Annotated in this window: 3 protein-coding genes; all 3 read left to right on the top strand. The window is 74.8% G+C overall.

What is annotated here, in order from left to right:
• Positions 1 to 3,324: non-ribosomal peptide synthetase (locus CCN44_RS21010; RefSeq protein ID WP_143649890.1), on the top strand; the 3,324-nt coding region annotated here is incomplete at its 5' end.
• A gap of 2 nt (positions 3,325 to 3,326) precedes the next feature.
• Positions 3,327 to 11,177, top strand: a complete 7,851-nt coding sequence (locus CCN44_RS21005) for a non-ribosomal peptide synthetase (protein WP_086698555.1) — start codon at positions 3,327 to 3,329, stop codon at positions 11,175 to 11,177.
• Positions 11,174 to 15,924: non-ribosomal peptide synthetase (locus CCN44_RS21000; RefSeq protein ID WP_158103132.1), on the top strand; the 4,751-nt coding region annotated here is incomplete at its 3' end. The genes CCN44_RS21005 and CCN44_RS21000, both read left to right, overlap by 4 nt.

The following is a 15,924-nucleotide window of genomic DNA, read 5'->3' as shown; positions in this document are numbered from 1 at the left end:
GACCTCTTCGAAGCACCGACGGCGGCCGCGCTGGCCCGCCGGCTGGCCTCGCCCTCCGCGGGGGCGCGCATGCCCCTGGCGCCGGCCGAGCGGCCTGACCGCATCCCGCTGTCCCCGGCCCAGCGACGGCTGTGGTTCCTGCAGCGGCTGGAGGGCCCGAACGCCACGTACAACGTGCCGTTGGCGCTGCGGCTGAAGGGCGAACTGGACCTCTCCGCCCTGCGCGAGGCGCTGGGCGACCTGGTCGAGCGGCACGAAAGCCTGCGGACCGTGTTCCCCGAGGCGGACGGCACGCCGTACCAGCACATCCGGGACGGCGACGCCGCGCGGCCGGTGGTCGAGGTGGTGGAGCTGGACGCCACCGCACTGGACGCGGCACTGACGCGGGCGGTCGCGCACGCCTTCGAGCTGGCGACGGAGATCCCGCTGCGGGCGACGCTGTTCGTCCTCGGACCGGACGAGCACGTGCTGCTGCTGCTCGCCCACCACATCGCCAGTGACGGCTGGTCGACCGACCCGCTGGCCCACGACCTGTCGGTGGCCTACGCCGCGCGCCGGGCCGGCCGTGCCCCCGACTGGGAACCACTGCCGGTGCAGTACGCCGACTACACCCTGTGGCAACGCCAGCTGCTCGGCGAGGAATCCGACCCCGACAGCCTGATCTCCCGCCAGATCGACCACTGGCGCACCACCCTCGCCGGCCTGCCCGAGCAACTCCAGCTGCCCACCGACCGGCCCCGCCCCGCGGTCGCCGGACACCAGGGCGCCACCGTGCCCCTGACCTGGGACGCCGACCTGCACGAGAGCATCGTCCGGCTCGCCCGCGAACACCAGGTCACCGTGTTCATGGTCCTGCACGCCGCCCTCACCACCCTCCTCACCCGCCTCGGCGCCGGCACCGACATCCCGATCGGCACGCCCGTCGCCGGCCGCACCGACGACGCGCTGGAGGACCTGGTCGGGTTCTTCGTCAACACCCTCGTGCTGCGCACCGACACCTCCGGCGACCCCTCCTTCACCGAACTCCTCGCCCGGGTCCGGGAGACCGACCTCGCCGCCTACGCCCACCAAGACGTGCCCTTCGAACGGCTCGTCGAGATCGTCAACCCCACCCGGTCACTCGCCCACCATCCCCTCTTCCAGGTGATGCTGGTGCTGGCGAACAAGGTCGAGGGCGACTTCGCGATGGAGGGACTCGCCGTCTCCGACGCCGAGTTCGACGCCTTCGCGGCCAAGTTCGACCTGACCTTCCACATGGGTGAGCGGCACCACGAGGACGGCCGGGCCGCCGGGATCACGGGCGCGCTGGAGTTCGCCACCGACCTGTTCGACCGGGACACGGCGCGGGAGCTGGCCGCCCGCTGGGAGCGGCTGCTGCGGGCGGTGGTGGCCGACCCGTCCCGCCCCGTCGGCGAGGCGGACCTGCTCTCGCCGCCGGAGCGGCTGCGGGTGCTTGCCGACTGGAACGACACCGCCCGGGAGGTGCCGCGGGAGACGCTGCCGGAGCTGCTCTCGGCTCAGGCCGCCCGCACTCCGGACGCCGTGGCCGTCGAGGACGGCACGGTCGCGCTGACCTACCGGGACCTCGACGCGCGGGCCAACCGGCTGGCGCACGAACTGATCGCGCGGGGCATCGGCCCGGAGCGGTACGTCGCCATCGGGCTGCCCCGCTCGGCGGAGCTGGTCGTGGCGATCGTCGCCGTCCTGAAGGCGGGCGCCGCGTATCTGCCGGTCGATCCGGGCTACCCGGCGGAGCGGGTGGCGTACATGCTGCGGAACGCGACGCCCGCGTGCCTGCTGACCGACGGACGGACGGCGGCGGCACTGCCCGACACCGGCGCCCTGCCGCGGCTGCTCCTGGACGAGCCCGGGACCGTCGCCGCCCTGAACGGGCGGCCGGACCGCACGCCCACGGACGCCGACCGGGTCACGGCGCTGCTGCCGGCCCACCCGGCCTACGTCATCTACACCTCCGGATCCACCGGCCGGCCCAAGGGTGTCGTCATGCCGGGCGGGGCGCTGGTCAACCTGCTGTCCTGGCACCGCGGGTCCATCCCGGGCGGGCCGGGGCGCAGGGTCGCGCAGTTCACGGCCGTCAGCTTCGACGTGTCGGTGCAGGAGATCCTGTCGGCGCTGCTGCACGGCAGCACGCTGGTCGTGCCCGACGACGACGTGCGCCGGGACCCGGCGGCGTTCGCCCGCTGGCTCGACGAACAGCGGGTGAACGAGCTGTACGCGCCGAACCTGGTGATCGGCGCGGTGAGCGAGGAGGCGGCCGCGCAGGGCCTGGACCTGCCCGAGCTGACCGACATCGCGCAGGCCGGTGAGGCCCTGGTGCTGGGTGACGCGCTGCGCGCGCTGGCCGTGCGGCGGCCGCGCAGGCTGCACAACCACTACGGGCCCACGGAGACGCACGCGGCCACCTCGTACACCTTCCCGGGCGAGGTCGCCGACTGGCCGGACACGGCCCCGGTGGGGCACCCGATCTGGAACGCCCGGGTGTACGTGCTGGACGAACGGCTGCGGCCGGTCCCGGCCGGGGTGCCGGGCGAGCTGTACGTGGCGGGCGCCCAACTGGCCCGCGGTTACCTGGACCGGCCGGGGCTGACGGCGGAGCGGTTCGTCGCCGACCCGTTCGGTCCGGCCGGGACCCGCATGTACCGCACCGGCGACCTCGCCCGGTGGCGCGGCGACGGGCGGCTGGAGTACCTGGGCCGCGCCGACGACCAGGTCAAGCTGCGCGGTTTCCGGATCGAGCCCGGCGAGATCAGCAGTGTGCTGGCGGCCCATCCGGGCGTGCGCGGCGCCGCGGTGCTGGTCCGCGAGGACCGGCCCGGCGACCAGCGGTTGGTGGCCTACGTGGTCCCGGCCGACGGCGCCGCGCCGGAGGCCGCCGACCTGCGGGCGCACGCGGCGGGGCGGCTGCCCGACCACATGGTGCCGTCCGCGTTCGTCGTCCTCGACGCGCTGCCGCTGACGCCGAACGGCAAGCTGGACCGGCGCGCGCTGCCGGTTCCCGGCACCGCGGCCGCGGTGTCCTCCCGGCAGCCGAGAGACCCCGGCGAGGAGAGCCTGTGCGCGATCTTCGCGAAGGTGCTGGGGCTCCCCGGGGTCGGCATCGACGACAGCTTCTTCGACCTGGGCGGGCACTCCCTGCTCGCGACGAGGCTCGTCAACCAGGTCCGCGCGGAACTGGGTGTCGAACTGCCCATCCGCGCCGTGTTCGAGGCACCCACGGTGGCCGCGCTGAACGCGCACGTCACCGGTGCGAGGAAAAAGAGAGTCCGGCCGGCCCTGCGGCCGATGCCGAGGTCGGGGGAGTGAGCATGATTCCGCTGTCGTTCGCCCAGCGACGCTTGTGGTTCCTTCAGCAGTTCGAGGGACCCAGCGCCACCTACAACCTGCCCCTGCAACTGCGGCTGACGGGGGACCTGGACGTCGAGGCCCTCCGCGGCGCCGTCCGTGACGTGATGGAGCGGCACGAGAGCCTGCGGACCGTCTTCCCGGAGCAGGACGGCACGCCGTACCAGCGGATCCTGCCGGCCGAGGAGGCCCGGTCCGAGGTCGAGCTGGTGCGTGCCGACCGGGAGCAGCTGGACGGGCTGCTCGCCGCGGCGGCCCGGCACACCTTCGACCTGACGTCGGAGGTGCCGGTCCGCACCTGGCTGTTCGAGCTGGCACCGCGGGAGCACGTGCTGCTGCTGCTCGTGCACCATGTGGCGGCGGACGGCGGTTCGCTCGCCCCGCTGACGCGGGACCTGTCGGTGGCGTACGCGGCCCGCGCCCGGGGCGGCGCCCCGCAGTGGGAGCCGCTGCCGGTGCAGTACGCGGACTACACGCTGTGGCAGCGGGAGGTGCTCGGCGAGGAGGACGACCCGGAGAGCCTGATCAGCGAGCAGGTCGCCTACTGGCGTGAGCGGCTGGCGGGGCTGCCGGACCAGCTGGAGCTGCCCGCCGACCGGCCCCGCCCGGCGGTCGCCGGGTACCGGGGCGACGCGATCGGCGTGTTCTGGGACGCGGAACTGCACGAGGGGATCACCCGGCTGGCCCGTGAGCACCGGTCGAGCGTGTTCATGGTGCTCCAGGCCGCCCTGGCGACCCTGCTGACCCGGCTGGGCGCGGGCACGGACATCCCGATCGGCACGCCCGTCGCCGGCCGCACCGACGACGCGCTGGAGGACCTGGTCGGGTTCTTCGTCAACACCCTGGTGCTGCGCACCGACACCTCCGGCGACCCCTCCTTCACCGAACTGCTCGCCCGGGTCCGGGAGACGAACCTCGCCGCCTACGCCCACCAGGACGTGCCCTTCGAACGGCTGGTGGAGATCGTCAACCCGATCCGGTCGATGGCCCGCCATCCGCTGTTCCAGGTCCTGCTGGTGCTGCAGAACAACGCCAAGGCGGACCTGGAGCTGCCGGGGCTGCGCACCGAACTGGACGGCGTCGGCACGGGGGTGTCGAAGTTCGACCTGTCCTTCGAACTGGAGGAGCGGATCGGCGCCACGGGCCGCTGCGAGGGCATCGCCGTGGACGTCGAGTTCGCCGCCGAACTGTTCGATCCCGAGACGGTGACGACGCTCGCCGATCGGCTGGAGCGGCTGCTGCGCGCGGCCGTCGCGGATCCGGCGAGGCCGGTCGGGGAGCTTCCGGTGCTGTCCGCCGAGGAGCGGCGGCGGCAGCTCGTCACCTGGAACGACACCGCGTGCGAGGTGCCGGCGCAGACACTGCCCCGGCTGTTCGAGGCACGGGCGGCCGCCGTGCCCGACGCGGAGGCGGTGGTGTGCGGTGACGTGCGGCTGTCCTACGGGGAGCTGAACGCGCGTGCCAACCGCCTGGCGCGGCGGCTGCTGACCTGGGGCGTCGGGCCGGAGCGCCATGTCGCGGTGGCGCTGCCGCGCGGCCCGGAGCTGCTGGTGGCGCTGCTGGCCGTGGCCAAGACCGGTGCGGCCTACCTGCCGCTGGACCCGGAGTATCCCGCCGACCGGATCGCGTACGTGCTGGAGGACGCCGCACCCGTCTGTGTCCTCACCTCCGCCAAACTCGCGGAGCGGCTGCCGGTCGACGGGGACCGGCTGCTGGTCGTCGGCGACGAGGCCGGCGGGCCGGACGGGCTGTCCGGCACCGACCTCACGGCGGCCGAGCTGCCGGCGGGGGCCTCGGCGGCGAGTCCCGCCTACGTCATCTACACCTCCGGTTCGACCGGCCGCCCCAAGGGTGTCGTCGTCACCGCCGGGAACCTGGTCAACTTCCTCACGGCGATGGACCGGTGCGCCGGGATGGCGCCCGGTGACCGGCTGCTGGCGGTGACCACCGTCGCCTTCGACATCGCCGGTCTGGAGCTGTACCTGCCGCTGGTGTCCGGTGCAACGGTGGTGCTGGCCACCGCCGACGAGGTCCGGGACACCCGGCTGCTCGCCGGCCTGGTCCGCGCGTCCGGGGCGACCGTCATGCAGGCCACCCCGTCGCTGTGGCGGAGCCTGGTCGACGAGGATCCGGAGGCGGTGCGCGGCCTGCGGGTCCTGGTCGGCGGGGAGGCGCTGCCCGCGCCGCTGGCGCACCGGCTGGCCGGGACGGCGGCCGGTGTGACCAACCTGTACGGGCCGACGGAGACCACCATCTGGTCGGCGTCCGCCGCGGTGGGCGCGGACGGCACGCCGCCGATCGGGCGGCCGGTCGCCAACACCCGGGTGTACGTGCTGGACGCGGCGCTGCGGCCGGTGCCCGCGGGTGTGCCGGGCGAGCTGTACATCGCCGGCCACGGCGTGGCGCGCGGTTACCGGGGGCGGCCGGACCTGACGGCCGAGCGGTTCGTCGCCGACCCGTACGGCGCGCCGGGGACCCGCATGTACCGCACCGGCGACCTGGTGAAGTGGCGGGCCGACGGGCAGCTGGAGTTCGTCGGCCGGGTCGACCACCAGGTGAAGGTGCGCGGCTTCCGTATCGAGCTGGGCGAGATCGAGACGGCGCTGCTGGGCCATCCCGGGGTCGGCCAGGCGGTGGTGACGGTCCGCGAGGACCGGCCCGGCGACCAGCGGCTCGTGGCGTACGCGGTGCCCCGCGCGGGCGGGGAGCGTCCCGGCCCGGAGGAGCTGCGGCCCTGGGTGGCACGCACCCTGCCGGAGTACATGGTGCCGTCCGCGTTCGTGCTGCTCGACTCCTTCCCGCTGACCCCGAACGGCAAGCTGGACCGCGGTGCGCTGCCCGCGCCCGCCGCCGAGCGTGCCAGGGGACCCCAGCGTCCGCGCGGCCCGCGCGAGGAGCTGCTGTGCGGGCTGTTCGCCGAGGTGCTGGGCCTCGACGAGGTCGGCGTGCACGACGACTTCTTCCGGCTGGGCGGCCACTCGCTGCTCGCCACCCGGCTGACCAGCCGGGTCCGCACCGCGCTCGGCGCGGAACTTGCGCTGCGGGACCTGTTCGAGGCGCCGACGCCCGCGGCGCTGGCCGGGCGGCTGGACGAGGCGGGCGCGGCGCGCCGCGCACCGCTGCGGCCGGTGAGGCGGCCGGACCTCGTCCCCCTGTCGTCCGCCCAGCAGCGGCTGTGGTTCCTGCACCAGCTGGAGGGGCCGAGCCCGACGTACAACGTGCCGCTGGTGCTGCACCTGTCGGGCGAGCTGGACGTGGCCGCGCTGCACGCCGCGCTCGCCGACCTGGTGACCCGGCACGAGAGCCTGCGCACCGTGTTCCCGCAGCGGGACGGCACCCCGTACCAGCTGGTGCTGGAGGGGGACGCGGCGCGCCCGGTGTTCGAGGTGGTCCGCTGCGGTCCCGAGGACCTGGACGGGCGGGTGTCCGGAGCCGCACGGTACGCCTTCGACCTGACGGCGCAGCCGCCGCTGCGCAGCTGGCTGTTCGAGACGGCGCCGGACGAGCACACCCTGCTCCTGCTGGCCCACCACATCGCCTGTGACGGCGCGTCCCTCGCGCCGCTCGGCGACGACCTGGCGGCCGCCTACACGGCCCGTCTGGCCGGGCGGGCGCCCGAGTGGGAGCCGCTGCCCGCGCAGTACGCGGACTACACGCTGTGGCAGCGGGAGGCACTCGGTGACGAGGGTGACCCGGACAGCCTGCTGTCCGGTCAGGTCGTGTACTGGCGGGCGGCGCTGGCGGGGATCCCCGACCAGCTGGAGCTGCCCGCCGACCGGCCGCGTCCGGCGGTCGCCGGCCATCACGGCGACCGGGTCGGCTTCGCGTGGGACGCCGAGCTGCACACCGCGGTCGTACGGCTGGCGCGGGAGCACCAGTGCAGTGTGTTCATGGTGCTGCAGGCCGGGCTCGCGGCGCTGCTGACGCGGCTCGGCGCGGGCACGGACATTCCCATCGGCACGCCGGTCGCGGGCCGGGTCGACGAGGCGCTGGACCGGCTGGTCGGCTTCTTCGTCAACACCCTCGTGCTGCGCACCGACACCTCGGGCGACCCCTCCTTCGCGGAGCTGCTCGCCCGGGTCCGGGAGACCGACCTGTCGGCCTACGCCCACCAGGACGTGCCCTTCGAGCGGCTGGTGGAGGTCGTCAACCCGGTCCGGTCGACGGCGCACCACCCGCTGTTCCAGGTCATGCTGATCCTGCAGAACACCGACGAGGCGACCGTGCGGCTGCCCGGCCTCACGGTCGAGCTGGACGAGGCCGACACCGGGGCCGCCCGGATGGACCTCGCGTTCAACATGGAGGAGCTGCACACCGAGGACCGGGCGCCCGCCGGGCTCACGGGCACCGTCGAGTTCGCCACGGACCTCTTCGACCCGGCCACCGCCCGGGAGCTGGCCGCCCGGCTGGAGCGCCTGCTGCGCTCCGCGGTCGCGGACGCCACCCGTCCGCTCGGTGCGCTCGACGTGCTCGCCGCGGACGAACGCGAGCGGCTGCTCGTGGAGTGGAACGCCACCGGTCACGACACGCCGGCCGCCACGCTGCCGGAGCTGTTCCAGCGTTGTGCGGCCCGGCATCCGCAGGCCCCGGCCGTGGAGCACGACGGTGAGGTGCTGACGTACGCGGAGCTGAACCGGCGGGCCAACCGTCTCGCGCACCGGCTGATCGGCAGCGGCGCTGGTCCGGAGCGGATCGTCGCCCTGGCGCTGCCGCGCTCCGCCGACCTGGTGGTCGCCGTGCTGGCGGCCCTCAAGGCGGGCGCCGCCTACCTGCCCGTCGACCCCGGCTACCCGGCGGACCGGGTGGCGTACATGCTCGACGACGCCCGGCCCGCGCTGGTGGTGACGGACGAGGCGACCGCCGGCCGGCTCCCCCGGACAGAGGTGCCGGTGTTGCCGGTGGCCTGTCCGGACGGGCCGGAGCACGACCCGTCGGACGCCGACCGCGCCTCGGCACTGCTGCTCGGGCACCCGGCGTACGTCATCTACACCTCCGGTTCCACGGGCCGCCCCAAGGGCGTGGTGGTGGAGCACGCCGGCATGGCGAGCTTCGCCGCCGACAAGATCGAGCGCTGCGGGGTCGCCGCGGGCGACCGGGTCTCGCAGTTCGCGTCGCCCAGCTTCGACGCGTCGGTGCTCGAGATGTGGCTGGCCCTGCTGTCCGGGGCGTGCCTGGTGATCCCGTCGGGCGGGCCGTTCGCGGGCGAGGCGCTCGCGGACGCGCTGCGGGAGCTGCGGATCAACCACATGCCGATCGCGGCGGCGGCGCTGGCGAGCATGCCGGAGACCGCGCTGCCCGAACTCCGGTCGCTGGCCGTCGGCGGTGACTCCTTCACCGGCGAGGTGGTGGCGCGGTGGGCACCGGGCCGCCGCATGTTCAACGGCTATGGTCCGACCGAGGCGACGGTGTGGGTGACGTCCAGCGACGTGCTGTCCGAGCCGGTGGCTCCGCCGATCGGCCGCCCGGTCCGCAACTCCCGGGTGTACGTGCTGGACGAGGCGCTGCGCCCGGTCCCGGCAGGTGTTCCCGGTGAGCTCTACGTGGCCGGGCTGCAACTGGCCCGGGGCTATCTCCAGCGGCCCGCGCTGACCGCGGAGCGGTTCGTCGCCGACCCGTTCGGCACCCCGGGGACCCGCATGTACCGCACCGGCGACCTGGTGAAGTGGCGGGCCGACGGCGAGCTGGAGTTCCTCGGCCGGGTGGACCGGCAGGTGAAGGTGCGGGGCTTTCGCATCGAGCCGGGCGAGATCGAGAACGCGCTCACCGCGCATCCCGCGGTGGGCCAGGCGGCGGTCGTGGTCCGGGAGGACCGGCCCGGCGACAAGCGGATCGTGGCCTACGTGGTCCCGGCCGGGGAGGACGGCCCGGACGGCTTCCCGGGCGCGGCCCGGACGGACACCGGTGAGCTGCGTGCCCACCTGGCGGGGCGGCTGCCGGACTACATGGTGCCCGCGGCGTTCGTCACGCTCCGGGCGCTGCCGCTGACGGCGAACAGCAAGCTGGACACGGCGGCCCTGCCGGTGCCGGACTACGTCGCGGACGCGGAGGTGGCGCCGCCGCGCACACCCCGCGAGGAGACGCTGTGCCAGGTGTTCGCGGAGGTGCTGGGCCTGCCCCGGGTCGGCGTCACCAGCAGCTTCTTCGAGCTGGGCGGTGACAGCATCCTCTCCATCCAGCTGATCTCCCGGGCCCGTGCGCACGGCCTGGCCGTCACCGCGCGGGACGTGTTCCGGCACCAGACGGTGGAGGCGCTGGCCGCGCACGCCGCCGACGTACCGGACGCGGCCGCCGTGGAGAACGCGGAGGACGCGGTCGGCCCGCTGCCTCCGACTCCTATCATGCACTGGCTGCGTGAACTGGACGCGCCCGTGGACGGGTTCAACCAGTCGCTGGTCCTGCAGACACCCGGGGACCTCGACCTGCCCGGCCTGACCGGGGCGGTGCAGGCGCTGCTCGACCACCACGACGCGCTGCGGCTGAAGGTGACGTCGGTCCCGCCCGCGGAGGGCTCCGGGCCGCCGGTGTGGGAGCCGGAGGTTCTGCCCGTCGGCAAGGTCGCCGCCGAGGACTGCGTGCGGCGGGTCGGCGCCGAGGGGCTGACCGGGCCCGCGCTGGACACGCTGATGGCGCGGGAGGGCGCCCGGGCCCGGGACCGGCTGGCCCCGGGGGACGGCGCCATGGTGCAGGCCGTCTGGTTCGACGCGGGGCCGGCGACGCCGGGCCGGCTGCTGCTGATGCTGCACCACCTCGTCGTCGACGGGGTGTCCTGGCGGATCCTGCTGCCGGACCTGGTCGCCGCGTGGCACGCGGTGCGTGCGGGCACGCCGGTACGGCTGGAACGCACCGGCACCTCGCTGCGGCGATGGGCCCGGCACCTGGAGACGGCGGCGCGCTCCCCCGAGCGGATCGCCGAACTGGAGCTGTGGACGCAGATCCTGGGCACCGCGGAGCCCCTCCTCGGTGAGCGCGCCCTGGACCCCGCGCGCGACCTCGGCGCGGGCGCCCGGTCGCTCACCCTCACCCTGCCGGCCTCGGCCACGCGTCCGCTGCTGACGTCCGTGCCGGGCGTCTTCCACGCCAAGGTGAACGACGTGCTGCTGAGCGGCCTGGCGGTGGCGGTCGGTGCCTGGCGGCGGCGCCGGGGCACGGCCGCCGGACCGGTCCTGGTGGACCTGGAGGGACACGGCCGCGAGGAGATCGTCCCGGGGACCGATCTCGCCCGCACGGTGGGGTGGTTCACCAGCCTGTACCCGGTGCGGCTCGACCCGGGCCGGCCCGACTGGGACGACGTGCTGGCGGGCGGCCCCGAGCTGAGCCGCGTGGTGAAGCTGATCAAGGAGCAGCTGAGGGCGGTGCCGGACAACGGCATGGGCTTCGGACTGCTCCGCCACCTGAACCCGGACACCGCGCCCCGGCTGGCCGCTCACGCCGGTCCGCAGATCGGCTTCAACTACCTGGGCCGCATGGCCGCGTCGGAGGGCGCCGCGGTGCGGGACTGGGATCTGGTGGCCGACGCGGAGACACCGGCGGGCCAGGACCCGCGCATGCCGATGACGCACGCCCTGGTGATCAACGCGGTGACGGAGGACCACGCCGACGGACCGCGGCTGACCGCCACGTGGAACTGGCCGGACGGGCTGATGGCCGAGCCGGACGTGCGGGACCTCGCCGAGGGCTGGTTCGCGGCGCTGACCGCGCTGGTCGAGCACTGCGAGGCCCCCGACGCGGGCGGTCACACGCCGTCCGACCTCTCCCTGGTCTCGCTGAGCCAGGACGAAATCGACGACCTCGAAGCCGAATTGGAAATGCCGTGAAGACGAAGTCCGCACTCGAGGACGTCCTGCCGCTCGCACCGCTGCAGGAGGGGTTCCTCTTCCACGCCCTGTACGACCGGGAGGCGCCCGACATCTACCACGTCCAGCTGGTCCTGCGGATCGAGGGCGCGGTGGACGCGGGTCTGCTGCGGAGGTCGGCCGGGGCGCTGCTGGCCCGGCACGCGAACCTGCGGGCCGGTTTCCGCACCCGCAGGAACGGCGGGGCGATCCAGGTGGTGCACCGCGCGGTGGAGCTGCCCTGGCGGGAGCGGGACCTGACCGGCGCCGGGGACGAGGCGGCGCGGGAGGCCGGGCTGGAGCGGCTGTGCGCGGCCGACCGGGCCGAGCGCTTCGACCTCGCCCGGCCGCCGCTGCTGCGGATGACGCTGGCCCGGCTCGGCGAGGAGCGGTACGGCCTGATCCTGACCTGCCACCACATCCTGGTCGACGGCTGGTCGACCCCGCTGCTGCTGGACGAGCTGTTCACCCTGTACGCGCGTGACGCCAGTCCCGCCGGACTGCCCCCCGTCACCCCCTACCGGGACTACCTGGCGTGGCTGGCCCGGCAGGACGTGCCCGCCGCCGAGCGGGCGTGGCGGCGGGCGTTGGACGGGGTCGGGGAGCCGACCCGGGTGGCAGGGCCGGCCGACCCGGTCCCGGCGCTGCCGCGACGCGTACAGCGCGAGCTGCCGGAGGACCTGACGGCGCGGCTCACGGCGGTGGCGCGGGCCCGGCGGCTGACCATGAGCACCCTGGTCCAGGGCGCGTGGGCGGCCGTGCTGTCCCATCTGACCGGGCGCGACGACGTGGTGTTCGGGACGACGGTGTCGACGCGCCCGGCGGACCTGCCCGGCTCGGACGCGATGATCGGCCTGTTCATCAACACCGTCCCGGTCCGGGCGCGGCTGGACCCGGCGCGGTCACTGCTCGGCAACCTGGCACGGTTCCAGGAGGAGCAGAGCGAGCTGTTCCCGCACCAGTTCCTGGGGCTGTCCCGGATCCAGCAGCTGGCCGGCGTCGGCGACCTGTTCGACACCACCATGGTGTTCGAGAACTTCCCGGCCGGGGAGGACGACGAGGACACCCCCGTCGCCGGGCTGCGGCTGACGGAGGTCGACGGCCGGGACGCCACGCACTACGCCCTCAATCTCGCGGCCGACCAGCTCGGCGGCCGGCTGACGCTGCGCCTGGACCACCGTCCCGGCCTGTTCGGCGAGGCGACCGCGGACGCCGTCCTGGACCGTGTGGCGCGGCTGCTGGAGTCGATGGTCACGCTTCCGGACACCCCGCTGGGGCGGGTGCCGCTGACCGGGGCCGGCGAGCGGCACCGGCCGGCCGGGGACGGACCCGTCCGGGAGGTGCCGGACACGCATCTCGTCGCCCTGTTCGAGGAGCGGGCGGCCCGGACGCCGGACGCGACGGCGGTCGTGTTCGAGGACACGGCGCTGACGTACGCGGAACTGAACGCCGAGGCGAACCGTGTCGCGCGGCTGCTGATCGAGCGGGGCGCCGGGCCGGAGGGTTTGGTGGCGCTGGCGCTGCCCCGCTCGGCCGATCTGGTGGTCGCGGTCCTCGCCGTGCTGAAGAGCGGCGCCGCCTACCTGCCGCTGGACCCCGGGCACCCGGCGGACCGGATCGCCTTCGTCCTCGCCGACGCCGCACCGGGCCTCGTCGTCACGGCCACGGCGACGGACGGCGCGGTCGTCGGCAGCCCCGTTCCACGGCTGGTGCTGGACTCTCCCGAGACCCGTGCGGCGCTCGCCGCCCGGTCGGCGGACGACCCCGCCGACGCGGAGCGTACGGCCCCGCTGCTGCCGGCCCACCCCGTGTACACGATCTACACGTCCGGCTCCACGGGCCGCCCGAAGGGCGTGCGGGTCGAGCACCGGGCGCTCGTGCACCATCTGGCGTGGATGACCGACGCGTTCCCGCTCGGTCCCGAGGACACCGTGCTGGCCCGGACGTCCCTCGCGTTCGACGCCTCCGTGTGGGAGACCTGGCTGCCGCTGCTCACCGGGGCGACGGTCTGCGTCGCCCCCGACCACGCCGTGCGCGACCCGCGGCGGCTGCTGGCGTACGTCAAGGAACACGGCGTGACCGTGGCCCAGTTCGTGCCCTCGCTGCTGACGGCCGTGGCGGACGCCACGGACGAGGGCGAGCGGCTGCCGCTGCGGCGGGTCTTCGCGGGCGGTGAACCGCTGCCGCCCGCGCTGGCGCGGCGCGTCGCCGAGACCTGGGGCGTCGACGTGCACAACCTCTACGGCCCCACGGAGTGCACCGTCCAGGCCACGCACCACCGCTTCGACCCGGCCCGCGACACCGCGTCGGTGCCGGTCGGCCGCCCGGTGTGGAACACCCGCGCCCTGATCCTGGACGCCGCGCTGCGCCCGGTGCCGGACGGGGTGCCCGGCGAGCTGTACCTGGCGGGCGCCCAGCTCGCCCGGGGCTACGCGGGACGGCCCGGGCTGACGGCGGAACGCTTCGTCGCCTGCCCGTCCGGCGCGCCCGGGGAGCGCATGTACCGCACGGGCGACCTGGTGCGGCGGACCGCCGACGGGCGGCTGGAGTTCGTCGGCCGCACCGACGACCAGGTGAAGATCCGCGGTTTCCGCATCGAGCCCGGTGAGATCGAGGCGGTCCTCGCCGCCGACCCGGCGGTCCGGGCGGCGGCGGTCGTCGTCCGCGAGGACCGGCCCGGCGACCGGCGCCTGGTCGCCTACGTCGTGGGCGCCACGGCCGCCGCCATCGACCCGGGGGCGCTGCTGGCCCGGGCGGCGACGGCACTGCCCGACCACATGCTGCCGTCGGCGGTGGTCCCGCTGGACGAGCTGCCGCTCAGCCCGAACGGCAAGCTGGACCGGCGTGCGCTGCCCGCGCCCGCCGCCGCGCCGACGGCCGCCCCGCGGCCGGGGCGCGGTCCCCGCGGGCCCCGCGAGGACATCCTGCGCGGCCTCTTCGCCGAGGTGCTCGGCGTGGAGCGGGTCTCCGCCGACGACGACTTCTTCGCACTGGGCGGGCACTCCCTGCTCGCCATGCGGCTGATCAGCCGGGTGCGGACCGTGCTCGGGGTCGAGCCGGCCGTGCGCGACCTGTTCGAGGCGCCCACGGCCGCCCGGCTGGCCGAGCGTCTCGACGGGGCCGCCGGGGCCCGCGCCGCCCTGACCCCCGTACCGCGGCCCGGGCGGATCCCGCTGTCCGCCGCCCAGCGGCGTCTGTGGTTCCTGCACCAGCTGGAGGGCCCCAGCGCCACCTACAACGTGCCGATGCCGCTGCGTCTCTCCGGTGAACTGGACGTGCCGGCGCTGCGGGCGGCGATCGAGGACCTGGTCGCGCGGCACGAGAGCCTGCGCACCGTCTTCCCCGAGGCGGACGGCACCCCGTACCAGCGCATCCTCGACGGTGAGGCCGCCCGGCCCGTCGTGGACGCCGTCGCCGTCGCCCCGGCGGACCTCGACGCGGCGGTGGCCGGGGCCGTCGGCCACACCTTCGACCTCACCCGTGATCTGCCGCTGCGGGCCTGGGTGTTCACCACGGCCCCCGACGACCACCTGGTGCTGCTGCTCGCGCACCACATCGTCAGCGACGGCGCCTCACTGGGGCCGCTGGTCGGTGATCTGTCGGCGGCGTACACGGCCCGCCGTGCGGGCGGGGCCCCGGAGTGGGAGCCGCTGCCGGTGCAGTACGCCGACTACACCCTGTGGCAGCGCGAGGTGCTCGGCGAGGAATCCGATCCCGAGAGCGTGATCTCGCGTCAGATCGACCACTGGCGCACGGCGCTGGCGGGGCTGCCGGAGCAGCTGGAGCTGCCGACGGACCGGCCGCGTCCGGCCGAGGCCAGCCACCGCGGCGAGACGGTCCCGCTGTCCCTCGACGCGGAGACGCACCGGAACCTGACCCGCCTGGCACGGGACCACCAGTCGAGTGTCTTCATGGTGGTGCAGGCGGGTATCGCCGCCCTGCTCACCCGGCTGGGCGCCGGCACCGACATCCCCATCGGCACGCCCGTCGCGGGACGCACCGACTCCGCGCTCGACGACCTCGTCGGCTTCTTCGTGAACACGCTGGTGCTGCGCACGGACACGTCGGGCGACCCGTCGTTCACCGAACTCCTCGGCCGGGTACGGGAGTCGAACCTCGGCGCCTACGCCCACCAGGAGCTGCCGTTCGAGCGGCTGGTGGAGATCGTCGCCCCGGCGCGGTCGCTGTCGCACCACCCGCTCTTCCAGGTCATCCTGACCTTCCAGAACAGCAGTGACATCGACGTCGACCTGCCCGGTCTCACCGTGCGGGACCACCCGCTGGAGGCGGCGTCGGCGAAGTTCGACCTGTCCTTCGCGCTGGAGGAGCAGGTCGACGACGAGGGCGTGCCGGCCGGCATGAGCGGATCGGTGGAGTTCGCGACGGATCTCTTCGACCGGGAGACCGCCGTCGCGGTCGCGGACCGGCTGGAGCGGCTGCTGCGTTCGGTGACCACCGACCCGTCCCGGCCGCTGAGCACCCTCGACGTGCTCTCCGAGGAGGACCGGCGGCTGCTGCTGCGGGAGTGGAACGACACCGCGCGCGCCGTGCCCGACACCACGCTGCCCGAACTGTTCCAGGCCCAGGCCGCCCGCACCCCGCAAGCCATCGCCGTACAACACGACGACGCCACCCTGACCTACGCGGAACTCAACACCCGCGCCAACCGGCTCGCCCACCACCTGATCGGCCGGGGCATCGGACCCGAGCAGTACGTCGCCCTCGCCCT

The organism is Streptomyces tricolor (assembly GCF_002155905.1).
GTDB lineage: Bacteria > Actinomycetota > Actinomycetes > Streptomycetales > Streptomycetaceae > Streptomyces > Streptomyces tricolor.
The sequence above is the reverse complement of the archived record's forward strand: the minus strand, read 5'-3'. Positions and strand labels throughout refer to the sequence as shown.